The organism is uncultured Oscillibacter sp. (genome assembly GCF_900546705.1).
GTDB lineage: Bacteria > Bacillota > Clostridia > Oscillospirales > Oscillospiraceae > Oscillibacter.
In genome coordinates this window covers 73,656-91,323 of sequence record NZ_URDP01000003.1, presented here as the reverse complement: position 1 = coordinate 91,323, position 17,668 = coordinate 73,656, and the positions used below count along the sequence as shown (strand labels likewise).

19 protein-coding genes and 1 other RNA gene are annotated in these 17,668 nt (G+C 57.6%); 1 reads left to right on the top strand and 19 read right to left on the bottom strand.

The window, feature by feature from the left end; genetic code table 11:
* The 3 genes from ligA to murD form a co-directional block, all read right to left on the bottom strand.
* Positions 1-1,360, bottom strand: a 1,360-nt coding sequence (ligA, locus tag QZS13_RS01620) for an NAD-dependent DNA ligase LigA (RefSeq protein WP_295584724.1), incomplete at its 3' end; no start/stop codon positions are given.
* A gap of 9 nt (positions 1,361-1,369) precedes the next feature.
* Positions 1,370-2,074, bottom strand: coding sequence for a sporulation protein YunB (yunB, locus tag QZS13_RS01615; protein ID WP_295584721.1), 705 nt, complete (start codon positions 2,072-2,074; stop codon positions 1,370-1,372).
* Positions 2,075-2,118: 44 nt separating this feature from the next.
* Entirely contained in the window at positions 2,119-3,495 is a 1,377-nt protein-coding gene (gene murD / locus QZS13_RS01610) for a UDP-N-acetylmuramoyl-L-alanine--D-glutamate ligase (protein WP_295584718.1), read from the bottom strand.
* 145 nt (positions 3,496-3,640) lie between these two features.
* On the opposite strand from murD, the gene rnpB reads away from it, so the two are divergent.
* Positions 3,641-3,985, top strand: an RNA gene (rnpB, locus tag QZS13_RS01605) — RNase P RNA component class A.
* Between the two features lie 50 nt (positions 3,986-4,035).
* Here rnpB and QZS13_RS01600 read toward each other — a convergent pair.
* The 16 genes from QZS13_RS01600 to xerD form a co-directional block, all read right to left on the bottom strand.
* A complete protein-coding gene (locus QZS13_RS01600; protein WP_295584716.1) occupies positions 4,036-6,561 on the bottom strand; it encodes an ATP-binding protein in 2,526 nt (841 codons plus the stop codon).
* A complete protein-coding gene (locus QZS13_RS01595; RefSeq protein ID WP_295584714.1) occupies positions 6,558-6,917 on the bottom strand; it encodes an Hpt domain-containing protein in 360 nt (119 codons plus the stop codon). The genes QZS13_RS01600 and QZS13_RS01595 overlap by 4 nt, the downstream gene beginning before the upstream one ends.
* A 239-nt stretch (positions 6,918-7,156) precedes the next feature.
* Entirely contained in the window at positions 7,157-7,891 is a 735-nt protein-coding gene (locus QZS13_RS01590; protein ID WP_295584712.1) for a YebC/PmpR family DNA-binding transcriptional regulator, read from the bottom strand.
* Positions 7,892-7,896: 5 nt separating this feature from the next.
* Entirely contained in the window at positions 7,897-8,685 is a 789-nt protein-coding gene (locus QZS13_RS01585) for a Nif3-like dinuclear metal center hexameric protein (protein WP_295584710.1), read from the bottom strand.
* Positions 8,663-9,394, bottom strand: a complete 732-nt coding sequence (locus QZS13_RS01580) for a class I SAM-dependent methyltransferase (protein ID WP_295584707.1) — start codon at positions 9,392-9,394, stop codon at positions 8,663-8,665. Before QZS13_RS01580 ends, QZS13_RS01585 begins: the two co-directional genes overlap by 23 nt.
* 64 nt (positions 9,395-9,458) lie before the next feature.
* A complete protein-coding gene (locus QZS13_RS01575; RefSeq protein ID WP_295584690.1) occupies positions 9,459-9,665 on the bottom strand; it encodes a DUF1858 domain-containing protein in 207 nt (68 codons plus the stop codon).
* A gap of 173 nt (positions 9,666-9,838) precedes the next feature.
* Positions 9,839-10,120 carry a zinc-ribbon domain containing protein gene (locus QZS13_RS01570; RefSeq protein ID WP_021750705.1) on the bottom strand — a complete coding sequence of 94 codons (282 nt, stop codon included), beginning with the start codon at positions 10,118-10,120 and terminating at the stop codon, positions 9,839-9,841.
* A 38-nt stretch (positions 10,121-10,158) separates the two neighbouring features.
* The gene (locus QZS13_RS01565; RefSeq protein WP_295584674.1) at positions 10,159-10,791 is read right to left on the bottom strand and encodes a sigma-70 family RNA polymerase sigma factor; all 633 of its coding nucleotides are present in this window, start codon (positions 10,789-10,791) and stop codon (positions 10,159-10,161) included.
* A 74-nt stretch (positions 10,792-10,865) separates the two neighbouring features.
* Complete coding sequence (gene glmM / locus QZS13_RS01560; RefSeq protein ID WP_295584671.1) at positions 10,866-12,221, bottom strand: phosphoglucosamine mutase; 1,356 nt, start codon at positions 12,219-12,221, stop codon at positions 10,866-10,868.
* A 71-nt stretch (positions 12,222-12,292) separates the two neighbouring features.
* Entirely contained in the window at positions 12,293-13,357 is a 1,065-nt protein-coding gene (ruvB, locus tag QZS13_RS01555; RefSeq protein ID WP_295584663.1) for a Holliday junction branch migration DNA helicase RuvB, read from the bottom strand.
* A gap of 18 nt (positions 13,358-13,375) precedes the next feature.
* A complete protein-coding gene (locus tag QZS13_RS01550) occupies positions 13,376-13,603 on the bottom strand; it encodes a hypothetical protein (RefSeq protein WP_295584645.1) in 228 nt (75 codons plus the stop codon).
* Positions 13,604-13,605: 2 nt separating this feature from the next.
* Complete coding sequence (gene ruvA / locus QZS13_RS01545; RefSeq protein ID WP_295584639.1) at positions 13,606-14,214, bottom strand: Holliday junction branch migration protein RuvA; 609 nt, start codon at positions 14,212-14,214, stop codon at positions 13,606-13,608.
* A 10-nt stretch (positions 14,215-14,224) separates the two neighbouring features.
* Positions 14,225-14,734, bottom strand: coding sequence for a crossover junction endodeoxyribonuclease RuvC (gene ruvC / locus QZS13_RS01540; protein ID WP_295584637.1), 510 nt, complete (start codon positions 14,732-14,734; stop codon positions 14,225-14,227).
* A 104-nt stretch (positions 14,735-14,838) separates the two neighbouring features.
* Positions 14,839-16,191, bottom strand: a complete 1,353-nt coding sequence (locus QZS13_RS01535) for a DUF4179 domain-containing protein (protein WP_295584630.1) — start codon at positions 16,189-16,191, stop codon at positions 14,839-14,841.
* Positions 16,188-16,661 (bottom strand): sigma-70 family RNA polymerase sigma factor, encoded by a 474-nt coding sequence (locus tag QZS13_RS01530; RefSeq protein ID WP_295584625.1) that lies wholly within the window; start codon positions 16,659-16,661, stop codon positions 16,188-16,190. The genes QZS13_RS01535 and QZS13_RS01530 overlap by 4 nt, the downstream gene beginning before the upstream one ends.
* 117 nt (positions 16,662-16,778) lie before the next feature.
* A complete protein-coding gene (xerD, locus tag QZS13_RS01525) occupies positions 16,779-17,663 on the bottom strand; it encodes a site-specific tyrosine recombinase XerD (protein WP_295584618.1) in 885 nt (294 codons plus the stop codon).
* Positions 17,664-17,668: the final 5 nt, after the last annotated feature.

The following is a 17,668-nucleotide window of genomic DNA, read 5'->3' as shown; positions in this document are numbered from 1 at the left end:
GCTGCTGGATTACAGCCGGGCCGCAGCCGTCGATGTCCATGGCGTCCCGGCTGGCAAAGTGCGTCAGATTGCGCAGCAGCTGAGCCGGGCACTCGGCACCGGTACAGCGCAGGGCAGCACCGTCCTCGTCCCGCACCACCGGCGCGCCGCAGACCGGGCAGTGGTCCGGCAGCGTATAGGGTGTAGTACCATCCGGGCGCTTGGAGACATCCACCTCCACGATCTCCGGAATAATCTCGCCCGCCTTCTGGACCACCACGGTGTCCCCCACCCGGATGTCCTTTTCCGTGATATAGTCTTGGTTGTGCAGCGTGGCACTGGTGACGGTGGTACCGGCCAGGCGCACCGGCGTCAGCACCGCCTTGGGCGTCAGCACACCGGTGCGGCCCACCTGGACCACAATATCCAGCACCTGCGCCGGCTTTTTCTCCGGCGGATACTTAAATGCCACCGCCCACTTGGGGAACTTGGCTGTAGATCCCAGCACCGCCCGCTCCGCCAGGGAATCCAGCTTCACCACGGCGCCGTCAATATCAAAGGGATAGTCCATGCGGGTGTCGTTGATCCGCTCGATCTCTTCCCGACACGCTTCCGCGCCGGAGAGTTTCTTGTGGGGAATCACCCGGAAGCGCTGGGTCGCCAGATATTCCAGCGTCTGCGTATGACTGGTGAACTCCATGCCCTCTGCCTGCTGCAGGTTGAACACCTGGATATCCAACCGGCGCCGGGCGCATACCTTCGGGTCCAGCTGACGCAAAGAGCCTGCGGCGGCATTGCGCGGGTTAGCCATCAGGGGCTTCCCCTGGATTTCCCGCTCCCGGTTGATGTCCTCAAACACCGACCGGGCCATATACACCTCACCCCGGACCACCAGCAGCGGCAGCTTGTCCGGCAGTGTCATGGGAATGGATCGGATTGTCCTCAGATTCTCCGTCACATCTTCTCCTACGCGGCCGTCTCCCCGGGTAGCGCCCCGGACAAATACACCGTTCCGGTATTCCAGTGCGACGGAGAGACCGTCCACCTTGGGCTCTACGGAATAGACCGCCCGGCTGCCCAGTGCCTCGTCCATTCGGGTGCAGAATTCCGCCGTCTCCTCGTGGCTGAATACGTCCTGAAGGCTCTCCAGAGGCACCTGGTGGGTATAAGGCTGAAATCCCTCCAGAATCTTTCCCCCCACCCGTTGGGTGGGGGAATCCGGCGTGATCTCCTCAGGGTGCTGGGCCTCCAGTTCCTCCAGCTCCCGATTAAGCATGTCGTACTCGTAGTCGCTCATGGTGGGTGCGTCCAGCACATAATAGCGGTAGCCGTTTTCATTCAGAATCCGGCGCAGTTCCTGTATTCTCTCGCGGTAATCCATGGGTCCTCCTCAGCTTCCGTTCAGAATATAATCCTTCAGGTCCTCTTCATAAGTTTCCGGTGCGGTACTGAAATAGGTATAGGTGTCCGGCACAGAGCCGACAATCACCGTCTCCGCCACCACAAAGGAGTTGGAAACCTTGGTGGCGGTGGTAAATCCCGGCAGCAGAATGCTCACATAGACATCTACGTTCAAAATGATCTGGTGCTTGGTCTGGTTGATTCCGGCATCGATAAATGCGTTTTCAAAATGCGCCTGGGAGGTTCCCACAGACTCCATCCGCACATGGATTCTGGGACCGCGCCCTGCCAGCAGGGTCGATCCGGTCAGTGTGCCCACGGGAATAGACAGCTCCCGGGCGGACACCTGGCCGATACGGGTCAAAACTGTGTCAAGTATTTCCGCTTGCAGGTGATTGAATGCAGCCATGTTGCTCCGCACAGCGCTGATTTTTCCATCGTTGTCCTTCTCCAGGGACACCAGTTCGTCGTACTCCAGTGCGCCGGTCTCAATGGCCTCATACACAGACTCGGATACGATGCCGGTCACAACATTGGAGACTCTGGTCGTGGCAAGCCCCTCCAGAAGCGGACGCATCTGCATGGCGGCCACCAACACCACAGTCAGTATCGCCACCACACCGGCAAACAGAATCAGCCGCACTGACAAGCGGCGGCTGCGGCGGCGGTAATGGCGAAAAAATCCCGGCCCCATACGGCATTCCCCCTCCGCACAGTCTATGCGCGGAGAGGTTGCCCTTATTTCAGGGACAGCACCACGTCTTTAAACGCCTTACCCCGCTCCATGAAATTTTTGAAGCGGTCGAAGGAAGTGCTGGCGGGAGAGAGAATCACCACATCTCCTTCCACTGCCCGCTCCCGGGCGATACGTGCGGCCTGATGATAGTCCTCCACATCAATCATCTCCAGGCCCTGGTAATTTTCTGCCTGTTCTACGCTCTGGCGGATTACACCGGCCGTAGCGCCGCACAGCAGCAGCAGCTTCACATGGTCGTTGACCACCGGGCCCAGTTCTGCATAGCTGATGCCCTTGTCCTTTCCGCCGGCGATCAAAATCACCTTTTCCGGAAAAGACCGCAGTCCCGCAATCGTCCGGCTGGGGCTGGAGGCAATGGAGTCGTTATACCAGCGCACACCGTCCAGTGTCCGGATCAGCTCGATCCGGTGCTCCACGCCGCCGAAGCTCTTTGCAAATGCGGCGATCTGGCTGTCGTCCACCATGCCGTCCACCGCCGCGATGGCAGCCAGGTAGTTTTCTACGTTATGCTCACCGGGGAGCCGGATATCTTCCCGGGACATGACCACCCGCTCCTGCCCACGGCTCCGGGCAATGATCTTGCCGTCACGCACAAATACACCGTCTTCCACGCACTTCTTTCTGGAGAAGAGCCGCGCACGGCCAACAGCCCGTTCTGCCTGGGCAGCCGTCAGTGCATTGTCCGCATTGAAGACAGCAATATCTTCTGGAGACTGATGTGTAAAGATATTTTCCTTTGCAGCAATGTACTCTGCAAAGTTCTTGTGCACATCCAGATGATTGGGTGAGAGATTGGTGATAACCGACACATGGGGACTCCGGGTCATAGTCATCAGTTGGAACGAAGAGAGCTCCAGCACTGCCACATCCTCCGGACGAATGGAGCCGGTCTCCGCCAGCAGCGGATGTCCGATGTTTCCGCCCAGATGCACGGTCTTTCCGGCCAGGCGCAGCAACTCTGCGATGATGGTGGTAGTGGTAGTCTTTCCATCACTGCCGGTCACAGCGATCATGGGACAGGGACAGACCTCAAAAAATACTTCCATCTCTGAGGTAAGCACGCTGCCCGCGGCCACTGCCGCCGCCAGCTCCGGCACATCCGGCCGCATGCCGGGAGTGCGGAAGATCACATCCTCCCGCAGCTCCTGCAGGTAGTCGTCCCCCAGCCGGAGACGGCAGCCCATTTCCTCCAGGCGATCTGCATAATCCCCCAACGTCTGGCGCTGCTGCCGGTCCCGGGCAGTCACGGAAATGCCGCGGCCCGCCAGCAGTTCGATCAGCGGACGATTGGATACGCCGATGCCGATTACCGATACCGTTTTCCCTTTCAGGGAATCCAGATACTGCTCAAAATCCATGGAAATCGCTCCTTATGGTTTCGCCCGCAGGCGATGATTTCATACAGGGAAATTATACCGCAGTCAAGACAAAATTACAACCGGGCAATCGCTCTCTTCCCTCCCCCGTTGACAATTCCCGCCGCTTCCTGTAAAATAGTCTTCGCGAGGAAAACAGACAGTCGCGTGGACAGGCCGAAAGGTCGTTCATGAGGAAAGTCCGGGCTCCACAGGGCAAGAATAACGGGTAACGCCCGCCGAAGGCGACTTCAGGAAAAGTGCAACAGAGAAATACCGCCGGCTCTGCCGGTAAGGGTGGAAAGGTGCGGTAAGAGCGCACCCGACGGCTGGAGACTGTCCGTCGCTGTAAACTCTATTCGGAGCAACACCGTGGGTGGAAGCATATGGCTGGCCCGGCCGCTTCCCGGAGGTGGCTTGAGCGTTCTGGCAACAAAACGCCTAGATAGATGACTGTCAAATACAGAACCCGGCTTATAGTTTTGCTCGCTTTATGATCTGGCCCCGCCTGCGAAATACGCAGGCGGGGCCTTCTTTCATGATTTACCGTTTCTTCCTGCCGGTCAGCTCTTCCAGGGTCTTGCACAGGATGGAAAAATCAATGGGCTTGGAGATGTGGGCATCCATGCCCGCCGCAGTAGTAGCTGCGATATCCTCTGCAAACGCGTTGGCCGTTACGGCGATGATCGGTACAGAACGTGCATCCGGCCGGGCCAGTGTCCGAATCTGCCGGGTAGCCTCGCAGCCACCCATTTGGGGCATCTGCATATCCATGAGAATGGCGTCGATCTGGAACGGGTGGGAATCCCGGAACTTATCCAGCGCCTCTTTCCCGTTCCATGCCTGAATGATCTCCAGGCCGTTCATGGAGAGAATCTCCGTGGCAATCTCCATGTTTACCATGTTGTCCTCCGCCAGGAGGATGCACTTTCCCTTCAGGGAGAATCCGCCTACCTGGTCCGTTTCCTTGGCCGCTGGCTTTTCCTCCCGCACCACCGTAAACGGCAGTGTGATCGTAAAGGTGCTTCCCTCTCCCAGCTTGCTGTCTACATGGATCTGACCGCTCATCTGGGTCACGAGATTTTTGACGATGGGCATTCCCAGTCCTGTTCCGGCTACCTGCTTGGAACAGAAGGTTGTCTCACGGGCATAAGGTTCAAAGATATGCTCCAAAAACTCCTCAGACATGCCAATTCCCGTATCTTTCACCACAATCTGGTACTGAGAATACGTTTTGTCCTCGAACTGCTTGATGCTCACGGACACGGTATCGCCCTTGGAAGTAAACTTAAAGGCATTGGAGAGCAGGTTGTTCATAATCTGCCCGAACCGGGAGGCGTCTCCCAGCACCGTGGCGCTGTGGAGCGAATAATCTACATGGAACTCCTTGCCCTCCGCCTCTGCCTGCAGACGGAACGTGGCAGTACATTCATCAATACACTGGCGCAGATCAAAGGCCTGATTATTTAAAACCACTTTTCCCTGCTCCATTCGGGACATATCCAGAATATCATTGACCAAGTCCAGCAGCTGACGGCTGGAGTAGTAGATCTTCTCCATATAGCCGCGCACTTTCTCCGGGTCATCCGCGTGCTGGCGCACCAGCTCAGAAATACCCAGGATGGCGTTGAGAGGTGTGCGCATATCGTGGGACATATTATTGAAGAACGCATGTTTGGTTTTCTCACTGCGGCGGGCATTTTCCAGTGCATTTTCCAGAAGCTCCCGTTCCCGCAGCTGCCGCTGCTTCTCCTGGTCCACCTCCCGGAAGCACAGCACAACCTCCTCCGGGGCAAGAGATTCATCAAACAGCACCCGCACACTGACCCAGCGATACTCATCCCCAAACCGACGCAGGAAGTCGCCGCCGAAGTCCCGCACACGCTTGGACACCAATTCCCGAATACTCTCCGTGGAAAAACTCTTCCGGAACTCCCGGAAGGTCTTTTCCTCAATGACTTGGCTGGTGGCATCCAGCAGCATGGAGTAGGGTCCCTTTTGGGGAATCCTGCCCCGTACATAGTCCGACCCCTTGATCATCTCATAGGTTTCGTTCTGGTAGTCCACCCGGTAGAGCGCGTAGTAAGTATTGCCCAGCACCCGCACCGTCTCATTGGTGCGCTCTACCTGGGCGTAAAGCCGCAGATCCCGCCAGGCAAAAATCAGGACACCCGCCAAGCATAGCAGCATCACCAGTCCCACCAGCATGGAAAACCAGTTGAGCTGCTGCAAAATCGTGTCAAACGGAACCGTAACGACACCGATCCAGCCATTGGGCATGTTATAGTAGTATACCGCCCGCTGGTGACCGCTCAGGTCGTCCACGTGGGCGTCGTATTTGTCCAGTGCACCGCTTTTGATATCCGGCAGAATGGTGTCGATGTAGGCCTGCAGCTCCTCCCGGTTGTTGGGCAGATCGCTCTGGTCATACAGCAGCGTTCCCTGATTGTCGCACACATAAAACGACGCCCCCTCCGGCAGTGAAACTGCATTGGAGTGCACCTGGAAGTTCTCCGGGAAAATATCAAATGCCAGCACAGCGTCTGCCCCCGGGCATTTTTGTGCAATGGTAATCACCGGCTTATTGGTAATGGAGTCCGTATAGGCGCTGGTAAAAATTACGTCTCCGTCTGCCTCCATGGCCGCTTTGTACCACTCCGTATCGGCATAATCGTAGGTGCTGTCCCCTTCCCAGGGATTGGCTGCCAGGATCCTGCCGTCAAAAACCGCGTACGGATCCACCGTTCCGTCTCCCAGGACAGACTGCAGCCGCTCATAGTACATGCCGAGCCACGTCTCGATCTCATCCGGGTCCATCCCCTGCTCAATCCGCACATTGATGGACTGCACACCAAACGTCAGCAGCGTCTCGTACACGGTCAGATTGTTGCTCTCTTCCGTCACATAGCTTCTCGCCAGCGCCGTACCGATTTCCTGGAAGTTTTTCAGCAGGGCCTGACGCAGCACCGCATGAAACGCCGTACCCATGATCATCAGTCCCAGAATAACTGCCGCATAGAGCCGCAGCTCCTTGAACAGGCGTGCCCACTTCTTCCGGGCACTCCTCATGTCCAGCACCCCCGGATCGCTTCTGCAACAGCATCATAGGCCGTTCCGATGGGGTCCATCAAAGCAGCGGCACCGGAAAAATCTCCGCTGCGCAGCAGCGTCACCTGCTCGGTGACAAGCTCCCCCAGCGTCTTCATGGACAGATTCCCGCAAAGCCCCTTCATTGTGTGAGAAGCCGTCAGTGCCATATCTGCGTCCCCGTTCTCTACAGCCTGGCACAAAGCAGCATAGTTTCCATCCTCCAAAAAGCGCTTTAAAAAACGCTCCAGCAGTCCCTCATTCCCCATAAACCGTTCCAGCGCATCATCCACATCCACTCCGGATGCGGTGAGTCGGTCCTTTTTCCATGCCTCCATAGTCTCTCTCCTCTCCTGCTGTTCAAGCCTGCAGGCAATATGTTCCTTATTATTTATAGCATGGAGGGACAAAAACATCAAGCGCAACCGGCACGCTGCAGCACAGGGACCTGGTTTTTTATAGGCCGAGGGGCACAGCTGCAGAGGCAACCTCTTATATTTAAATTGAACAAAGCTTAATTTTTGTTCAATTAATTAAGCAAAGAAAGGAGCGGTTTCCCGCTCCTGTTCTGATCCGATTACGCGTTATCCCAGTTGTGGAACACGTTCTGCACGTCGTCGCTGTCCTCCAGCATGTCGATGAGCTTCTCCATGTTTTTCACGTCACCCTCAGAAGTCAGGGTGATGTAGTTCTGGGGCACCATCTCAATCTCAGCGCTGGCAAAGGTGTAACCCTTCTCCTCCAGCGCCTTGACCACATCGTTGAACGCATCGGGGTCCGTGGTGATTTCCAGAACGCTGCCGTCCGCCTCAAAGTCGGCGGCACCGGAATCCAGCGCGTCCATCATAACGGTATCCTCGTCCAGTTCGCCCTCTTCGTTGTCAATGACGATCACACCCTTGCGGTCGAAAGACCAGCTGACGCAGCCCTGAGCACCCAGGTTGCCGTTGCACTTATCAAACGCATGCCGTACTTCGGGGGCGGTGCGCTGCCGGTTGTCCGTCAGCGCCTCCACGATGACAGCCACGCCGCCGGGACCGTAACCCTCATAGGTCACAGCCTCGTAGTTATCGGTATTTCCGGCACCCAGCGCCTTGTCGATGGTACGCTTGATGTTGTCGTTGGGCATGTTTACGGCCTTGGCCTTGGCAATGACGGTAGCCAGACGGGAGTTGTTGTTGGGATCGCCGCTGCCGCCTTCTTTGACAGCCACAATGATCTCACGGGCGATCTTGGTGAATGCAGCGGAACGCTTGGCGTCAGCCGCACCCTTGGTCTTTTGAATATTATGCCACTTGGAATGTCCAGACATGTTAATTACTCTCCTTCAACATAGTAGTGAATCACTTCTTTGTGGGAAGCGGATTTGACCACTTCCAAGCCGGGAAACACATGGATCAGGCAATCCATAAGCCGGCGGCACACAGGGTCCTCCGTAGGGAAATGGCCGGCATCGATCAAATTGATCCCCTTCCCCTCTGCGTCCAGGAACTGGTGATAGCTCAAATCTGCGGTGACGAATGTATCGCATCCTGCGGCAGCTGCCACGTCCACCAAATCGCCGCAGGCGCCGCCGCCCACCGCCACCCGGGAAACCGGACGCCCTGCGTCCGCCCAGCGCACGCCGTTGCAGCCCAAACGGCGGCAGACAAACCGGGTAAACGCCGCTATGTCCATAGGCGCGGGCAGATTCCCGATCCGTCCCAGACCGTCCTCGCACAAGGGGCCGGAGTCCACCAGTTCCAGCGCCCGGGCCAGCGCATCGTTCACGCCGCCTACCGCCACATCCAGGTTGGTATGCATGCAGATAGCGGAAACGCCACCCCGCAGCAGTGTCAGAAGGAGCCTGCCCTGCGGCGTATCGGAGCGAACCGTCTGCACTGGCAGCCATTTGCAGTTCATCACCGGATGGTGACTGACGATCAGCTGGCAGCCCCGGTCCAGTGCTTCTTCCGCCACGGCTTGGGTGATGTCCAGTGACACCAATACCCGCTGCACCTCCTGCACCGGATCGCCCAGCAGATGGCCCACGTTGTCCCACTCCATTGCCCCCTCCCTGGGAGCTATGGCGTAGAGGGCCTGTTCAATTTCCCTTACAGTTGGCATGGCGCCACTCCTCTCTCATGGTCAGCAGTTCCGTAATCAGCGCACGCTGGTAATCCGCATGTGCCCGATCCTCCGGGCTTGCAGACCGGCTCTTCCCCACCACAACTCCCTGCAGCTGAATGATCCGTTCAATGATATATCGGTCCCCCAGAGGATCATGCAGCAGTTTCGCTCCGCAGTAGAGCTGCCCTGGAGAAAGTGTCATCTCTCCGGCCGTGACTTCCATCACAGGATACAAAAATCCCCGGTCCCGAATCAGTGCCTCCCGGCGGATGGCATAGCCGTTTTCTGCCAGAAAACCGCGAAGTACCTCCGCACGGCTGTGAGGTTCCAGCAGCAGCGTATGGCAGCCGTCCGCCGTCCAGGGTGCATGCTTCAGGATCTGGGCGGTGTTCTCCCCACCCATGCCGGCAATGACGATGGTGTCGCATTCTTCCGCCGAAATAGCCGAAAGTCCGTCGCAAAGCCTAAAATCCACATGCTGTGCGCCGTATCGCCGCCCGGTTTCCCGGGCCCTTTCCAGCGGACCCGGACGCAGATCCGCGGCAATGGCACTTTGTACCCGCCCATGAGTGTCCAGCCACACCGGCAGATAAGCGTGGTCTGTGCCGACATCCGCCAGCCGGGCACCGGCAGGCACCCAGTCTGCCAGGAAAGCCAGTCGGGGCGAGAGCGTAAGCGCGCCAGCGGAATGGATATTACTTGCCATGGATCACGCTCCTCACTGTGTAAGGACGCATACGGGTCAGCCCCGTATGCGTCCTGATTGCGGCTTACTGAGCCTTGTTGGCCTCCTCATTCACCAGAGCCAGCAGCTTGTCCACATCCACGCCGTGCACCATGCAGGCCTCTTCCACCGTCTCACCGCGGGAAGAGGGGCAGCCCAGGCAGTGCATGCCGATGGACAGGAAGATGGGCGCAGTATGGGGGGCAATATCCAGGATATCACCGATGATGGTATCTTTGGTAATGGTAATCATGGGATGGTTCCTCCAAAATCAAAATTCGACGATGGTATTATACTCTATTGTGTCTTCAAATTCAATAGAAAATCAGGAAAAAGGCACCGGGTCTTCCTAAAAAGCGCAAAAAAACAGGACGCCCGTTTGGGCGCCCTGTCGGATCGCAATTATAAAAACCGAAGACCGGCTTGTTATCTCTGCTGATCGCGCATCTTGGCAAAGCACTCGCTGCAGTAAACGGGACGGTCGGACTTGGGCTCGAAGGGAACTCTCGCCTCGCCGCCGCAAGCAGCGCAAACAGCGGTGAAATACTCGCGGGGGCCGCGGGCGGCGTTCTTGCGAGCATCACGGCAGGCCTTGCAGCGCTGGGGCTCGTTCTGGAAGCCGCGCTCTGCGTAGAACTCCTGCTCACCGGCGGTGAACACGAACTCCTGGCCGCACTCTTTGCACACTAAAGTCTTGTCTTCGTACATGATTTTACCCTCTCTTTGAAAAGAAAAATATATTGCGCTCAGCTCTCGCTGAATTCGCCGGAAATAAGCTGCCGTGCCACCTTGCGCCGAATCCGCTGCACGGCGTTGTCCACGGACTTGGGGGGTTTACCGACCAATGCGGCAATTTCCCTACATGAAAGACCGTCTAAATAGTACCCCAAAATCTTCGCTTCGAATTCGGACAGCTGTTTCCGGACACCGGCCAAAAGGGCCGCGGTATGTTCCCGGTCGATCAAAAATGTCTCGGGGTTCCCCTGCGCCAGATCGTTGGTACCGGAGGTGTAGGAATTGCTATCAAAGAAGGGTGTATCCAGAGGGACCGACTGATTCAGCGGCAGGTGTTTATCCCGTGCCGCCGCCCGCAGCACAGAGTACAGCCGGTTTCTGATGCAGATTTCTGCGAAGGTCCGAAAGGATGCCGCCTTTCCGGCGTCATACTCCCGGACAGCTTTGATGAGGCCCACCATCCCCTCTTGGGTCAGATCCTCGCTGTCGCCGCCGATGAGAAAAAAGGGACGGGCACAGGTGCGGACCAACCGCGTATACCGGCAGACCAGAATCTCCTCCGCCTCCCGGCTTCCAGCAGCTGCCAGGGTACAGAGGGACTCGTCATCCTGCCTTTCCAGAATCTGGGATGGTTGTTCTTTCAAACTGAACATACTGTATTATACCCGTCTATCCTGCAAAATGTCAAGCAAATTATCAAAAACAGAGGGGCAGATTCTCAGATTTTTAGTGATTTTATAAAATCCGCCAGCCGCTGAGCCACTTCGCCGGCAATTTCCTGGGTCTTGGCTTCTACCATGACCCGGATCAGTGCCTCCGTTCCGGAGGGACGAACCAGCACCCGGCCCTCGCTGCCCAGTGCGTTCTCCTCCCGCTCCACGGCCGCCTTCAGTTCATCGGAGGCCATGATCTTTTCCTTGACACCGCCGCTGTGAGGAACTTCCACATTCAAGAGCACCTGGGGATAGGTGGCACAGCAGGACGCCAGCTCCGACGCCTTCTTCCCGGACGTGGCCAGCACCTGCAGAAATTGCAGAGCGGTCACCTCGCCGTCGCCGGTGGTCTCCAGGCCGGTGAAGATGGTATGGCCGGACTGCTCGCCGCCGATCCGATAGTCGTGGCGCAGCATCTCCTCCAGCACATTGCGGTCCCCCACGGCAGTGCAGATCAGATGCAGTCCCTGGTTGCGGCAGAATTCATGCAGGCCAAGATTGCTCATCACCGTGGCCACAATGGTGTCGCCGTTCAAAACGCCCCGACGCCTCATGTCCATGGCGCAGACCGCCATAACCTTGTCGCCGTCAATAGTCTGCCCCTTCTCGTCAACCAGCAAACAACGGTCGGCGTCGCCGTCAAAGGCCACACCTACATCGTAGCCGCCTGCAACCACAGCGGCAGAGAGCTTCTCCAGATGGGTGGAGCCGCAGCCATTATTAATGTTGACGCCGTCGGGTTTCGTATGAATGAAGTCTGTGTGCGCCTGAAAGCGGGCAAACAGGTCAGGAGCCGTGGCGCTGGCCGCGCCGTTAGCGCAGTCGCACAGGATCTTCAGTCCCGCGAGATCACTTTCAATGGTAGACGCTACAAATTCAATATACTCCGTGCGGAGTGCCTCACTGCCGCGGTGTCTGCGGCCGATCTCTCCCCGGGTTGCCAGCGCCATGGGAGCATCAGAGAGAATCCGCTCCTCAATCCGCTCCTCCACCGCGTCGGAAAGCTTATAGCCCTCGCCGCTGAACACTTTGATACCGTTGTGCTCATAGGGATTGTGAGAAGCAGAGATCACGATACCGGCATCTGCCTTCTCCCGCACCGCCAGGTAGGCAACTGCAGGCGTGGGGATCGTCCCCACCGGCTTTACGTCGCCGCCTACCGAACAGATACCGGCCACCAGAGCAGACTCCAGCATATCGGAAGACACGCGGGTATCCTTCCCGATCACCACCATGGGACGGCTGCCCTTATCCTCTTTCAAAACCGTGGCAACAGCCTGTCCAACCCGAAAGGCCATCTCGGCAGTAAGGTTTTCCCCCACAACGCCCCGAATCCCATCGGTTCCAAAAAGCTTTCCCATAACGTCAATTTCCTTTCCAAAGCATCAGTAAAGAATTTTTACTTTTCAGCAGTATATGCAGTATATATTGTTCAGTCCAATGTCAGCTGCTCCATGGCAGACTCCGGCACCAGACCACCGGGGACACTCCGATGCAGGTGCCGGTAGGCCTTCTGCGTCACACAGCGGCCGCGAGGGGTCCGTGTCAAAAAGCCCAACTGCATCAGGTACGGCTCGTAAACGTCCTCCAGCGTTACGGACTCCTCGCCGATGGTGGCCGCCAGTGTCTCAAGGCCCACCGGGCCGCCGCCGTAATTATCGATGATGGCAGTCATCATACGCCGGTCCACGCTGTCCAGTCCCAGCTGATCGATCTCCAGCGCGCAGAGGGCCTCGTCTGCCACAGCGGCGGTAATGACGCCGTCCGCCTTCACCTGCGCAAAGTCCCGGACCCGCCGGAGCATCCGGTTGGCGATTCGGGGCGTGCCACGGCTGCGCCGGGCGATTTCATAAGCACCTTCCGGCACAATGTCCACGTTCAATATTCCGGCGGAGCGGGTCACGATCTTCGCCAGCTCCTCCGGTGTGTACAGTTCCAGCCGCAGTGTCACGCCGAAACGGTCCCGCAGGGGCGCTGACAGCTGTCCGGCCCGGGTAGTTGCTCCGATCAAGGTAAACTTGGGCAGATCCAATCGGATGGAGTTTGCCGACGGTCCTTTGCCCACAATGATATCCAGGGCATAGTCCTCCATAGCCGGATACAGAATCTCTTCCACGGCCCGGTTGAGCCGGTGAATCTCATCTACAAACAGGATGTCACCCTCGCTGAGATTGGTCAAAAGTGCCGCCAGATCCCCCGGTTTTTCAATGGCCGGGCCGGAGGTAATCCGGATTCCAACCCCCATCTCCTGGGCAATGATCCCCGCCAGCGTGGTCTTTCCCAAACCGGGAGGGCCGTGGAGCAGCACATGGTCCAGTGCTTCCTCCCGTCTGCGGGCCGCCTCAATAAAAACAGAGAGGTTTGCCTTTGCCTTTTCCTGTCCGATGTACTCCCGCAGTGTTCTCGGCCGCAGCGACCCCTCCTGGGCATCCTCCTGCAAAAAGGTCTTGGCTACCAGAGGCTCCTCATAAATATCGTTTCCAAAGTCGATGCTCAACGGTTGCCGACCTCCCTTTCAGCGAAAACAGCGGATGCTCGCAAAGCCAAGGCCGTATACCGCCAGCAGGCACACCACAAAAATTACCGTATTCTTTACCATCAGCTTCTTTTCCGCCTCCGACAGTGTCTCACCTCTGCGCTTTTTCTGGCGGAGCATCTGGAACCGCAGCCCGAACAGTGCTGCCGGCAGTGCCGCGGCCGCCGCAGCGATTGCCAGTACAAATCCCAATACCTTTTCGCTCATCTTCACTTCACCATCTTTTTCAGACTCTGTCGGATGATCTCCTCCAGAGGCAGATTTTCCACGTCCACGCCTTTGAGCGCCATCGACACCTCCGCGCTGGAATATCCCAGCACCGCCAGTGCCTGTGCTGCTTCTGCCGCCTTATTTGTAAAGGAAATATTGTTGACAGCTGCGCCTCCACCGGAAAAATCCAGTCCTGTGACCGCAGACTCCTTGGCCAGCTTGTCCTTCAGTTCCAGGATAATCCGCTGTGCGATTTTCTTTCCCACGCCCGGCGCCGCCGTCAAGGCCTTCTCATCTCCGGTGATAATCGCCATGGCCAGCGCATCCGGCGTGCCGGACGAGAGAATTGCCAGGGCCGCTTTGGGTCCCACACCGGAGACGCCCAGCAACATGCGGAACGTGTTCAGCTCGCTCTGTGTAGCAAATCCATACAGGTCAAACACGTCTTCACCGACATTTAAATAAGTATAGACCTTTCCCTTCTGTCCCTTTTTCAGATGGGCCAGCGTATTGTTCGTGGTCTTGCAGGCATATCCCACCCCGCCGCAATCAATGACGGCCAGGTAGGGCAGCAGCTCCGCCACCGTCCCTTCCAAATAGTAAAACATGGCTTTCTCCTTAAATTGTCTCCCGCACATCGCTGCGCTGCGGGAGCCGTGAAGTGAAACTCCTTGCATGGCAGAGTGCCAGTGCAAGGGCATCCGCCGCATCGTCCGGTCGGGGGACCGCATTGAGCTTCAAAAGGCGGCGGGTCATATCCATCACCTGTCGCTTTTCCGCCTTTCCGTAGCCGGTCACGGCCAGCTTTACCTGGCCGGGTGTGTACTCATACAGAGGAATCCCGCATTTTTCCGCAGCGTACAAAATGACGCCGCGGCCGTGGGCCACCGCAATGCCGGTGGTAATATTGGTATTGAAAAACAGCTCCTCGATGGAAATCACGTCCGGATGCACCTTTCCGATCAGCTCCTCCATATCTGTACCAATCTGATAGAGCCGTCTGGACAGGGGCAGTCCTGCCGGCGTAGTAATAGCGCCGTAGGTCACCATGCGCACCTGTGCTCCCTGGGCCTCCACCACGCCGAAGCCGATGGTAGCATAACCCGGGTCAATCCCCAAAATTCGCATGGCGCTCCTCCTCCAGTATACATTCTTTGTAAGTATAGCAAATTTTCAAAGATTGCGCAACAGAAAAAAGGATGCCCGCTTTTGCGGGCATCCTTTCGCTTTGGTCATTTGATCGGAATGGAGACGGGCATCGTTGCTTTGGTAAAGCGTGAATAATGGGCCTCCAGCCACACCCGGTCACCATGGTAGCCCGACAGCGGCAGATACAAGGTGGAGTTCTCCCCTTCTGCGACGGTGAATCCCTGGCTGTGCATCTCATGGGAGTCGCCATTCTCATCGTAGAACGTCATGGCGAAGGGCTGCTTTCGAAGCCCCTCGGACACTGCAAACTGCAGCGTCCACCCATCCGGGTATTCCTGCGCCTCCAGGAGTGTCACGCCCTCTGGAAGCCAGGGAGCCGCCTGATTTTTCAGGTCGATCTCCACCCGTTCGTGGGCCTTATCCAGCCACTCAGCGCCGGTGATATGCAGTGTCAGATGCTCACTGCGGCTGAAATAGGTGCTCTCCAGCCGGAAGGACACATTGGCCGGGGTGTCCGTGTCCCCACTGGCCACAATCCCGTTGGAGATGGCCTCGAACCGATTCCCCTCCTCGTCCTCCAGATAAAACTCCAGTCCCTTCAGCCAGGCGGAGTTCTCCTCCGCTCCGACGACATGAATCCGCACATGGGTGGGGTACACCTCCGCCTCCGTGACCGTCAGCGCCTGGCCGTCCAGTTCAAAGTTTTGCTGAACGGAGATCCTCTCTCCCTGATCTGTATAGGTGGGATCGAAGTGCAGGTCAAACGTAAACTCCGCCAGAATTTCCCGTTCCGGCTCTTCCTCAGGAGAGAGCATCGTCTCCTCATAGGACCGCTCCGGAGCGGCGGAAGTATCCTGTTTCTCCGTCTGTTCCCCAAAGACGGGGAACGTCATGGTGAACCCGTCCGGTACATTCTCTTCTCCGTAGTCCAGCGTAAAGCGGAGCAGCGTCCCCGGCGGCTGCCGGAAATCCGCACCCAGAACGGAGCACCGCTGTACTGGGGAAAAAGTTGGCATATCAGCGGAGAGATACTCATACGCCCCCTCCAGCGTAAAGAAGATGTTCACCTGCTTTTGATCCACGATCAAATACTCCACTGTGGCAGTAACGCCGTTTTGAGTCTGGGAGATCCCCATGGGCTGCACATACCGGTTCTCCACGGCGGCGGACAGGCTGGTCGACCAAGCCACCGCCTTGGCAAGCTCCCTCAGCACAGGAACGCCGCCGCAGGCATAGGCGAAGGTGGGGAAGAGATTCACCAGCAGCGCAAAGGCTGTAAAGCAGATTGCCAGACTCCCTGCCGGCACCCCCAGCAGCCTCCATCTCCGCCTGCATGCCTTTTCCCTTGTCTGTGCCCGCTGCACCGTGTATTCCAGTGATGGCGGCGTCTCATTCAGCTGCTCCAGCAGCTGCTGATATTCCTCGTTGCGCGTCATTTCACTCCCTCCTCTCCCAAATCCAGCCGCAGCAGCTCCAGGGCGCGCCGCTGGCGAGTGGCCACGGTCCCCTGGGGAATAGCCAATGCGGCGGCCGTCTCTGCCTGGGTATAGCCGGTAAAATAGCGCAGGATCACCACCGCCCGCAGCTGCTCCGGCAGCCGCTCTACGGCCTCCTTCAAAGGCAGCGAATCGTAGGCATCCGCTCCCGCGCTCTCCGGAAGCCCCTCCATGGGAGCAAGCCGTGTGCGCCGGCGCAGCTCCCGATGACATTCGTTGAGCAGGATGCGGGTCATCCAGGTGTCGAAAAAGGCCTCCTCCCGCAGCTTCCGCAGGCTTCGCAGTGCGAGGTATACCGCTTCATCCACGGCCTCCAACGCATCTGCTTCACTGCCAAGATACAAATAGGCGGTGCGGTACAGCCGCGCTTTCAGCCGTTGTGTACGCTCCGCGAATTCCTCTCGATCCATATCCCACCCTCCTTTCTATCTATTAGAGCCGCAAGGTGTATCATTTGTTTTCTGAAAAGCAAAAAATAAACCCCCGGCCGGGACACCCTGGTCGGGGGAACATGCCAATTTTGTCCGCTACGCTCTGGGGTGTGCCTTCTGATACACATCCTTGAGCTGATGTTTGATCACATGGGTATAGATCTGGGTGGAGGAGATATCCGCATGCCCCAGCATCTCCTGGATGGAACGCAGATCCGCACCGTTTTCCAGCAGGTGCACCGCAAAGGAATGACGCAGCGTGTGGGGTGTGATGTCCTTTTGAATTCCCGCCTTCTCCTGGTAGTACTTGATGATTTTCCAGAAGCCCTGACGGCTCATCCGCTCGCCGTTCATGTTGACGAACAGCGCCTGTGTTTCGCCGTCCTCCACCAGCTCCGGCCGGATATTGCGGATATAGTCCTGCAGTGCCTTTACCGCCGTGTGGTAAAGCGGAATGATCCGCTCTCTTCCCCGGCTTTCGCAGCGAATAAAGCCCGCGGCCAGGTTTACGTCTCCCAAGTCCAGAGAGATCAGCTCGCTGACCCGAATTCCGGTGGCATAGAGCAGCTCCAGCATGGCGTGGTCCCGGTACCCCTTGGCATCCACACACTGGGGCTGGTCCAAAAACAGCTCCACCTCTTTGGCTGTCAGAATCTCCGGATACTTCCGCTCGGCACGGTCGGCCACGATCCCCTTGGCCGGGCTCTCCGCCACATCGCCGGACGCAACCAGGAAGCTGTAAAACGACTTGACGGAAGCCAGAAAACGAGTGACCGATGCAGCGGACTTGCCGTGACGGCGCATCCAGTCCATGTAGTCCCGCACACTGGCACCGTCCGCCTGCCGCAGCGTACATGCGCGCTCAGAGAGGTACGAGGAAAACTGCGTGACATCCCTGAGATAGGAACTCACGGTATTTTGTGAGGCGTGCTTTACCTCCCGCAGATACGCACCATACCGGGCAATATCCTCCTCGGCCATCGTAC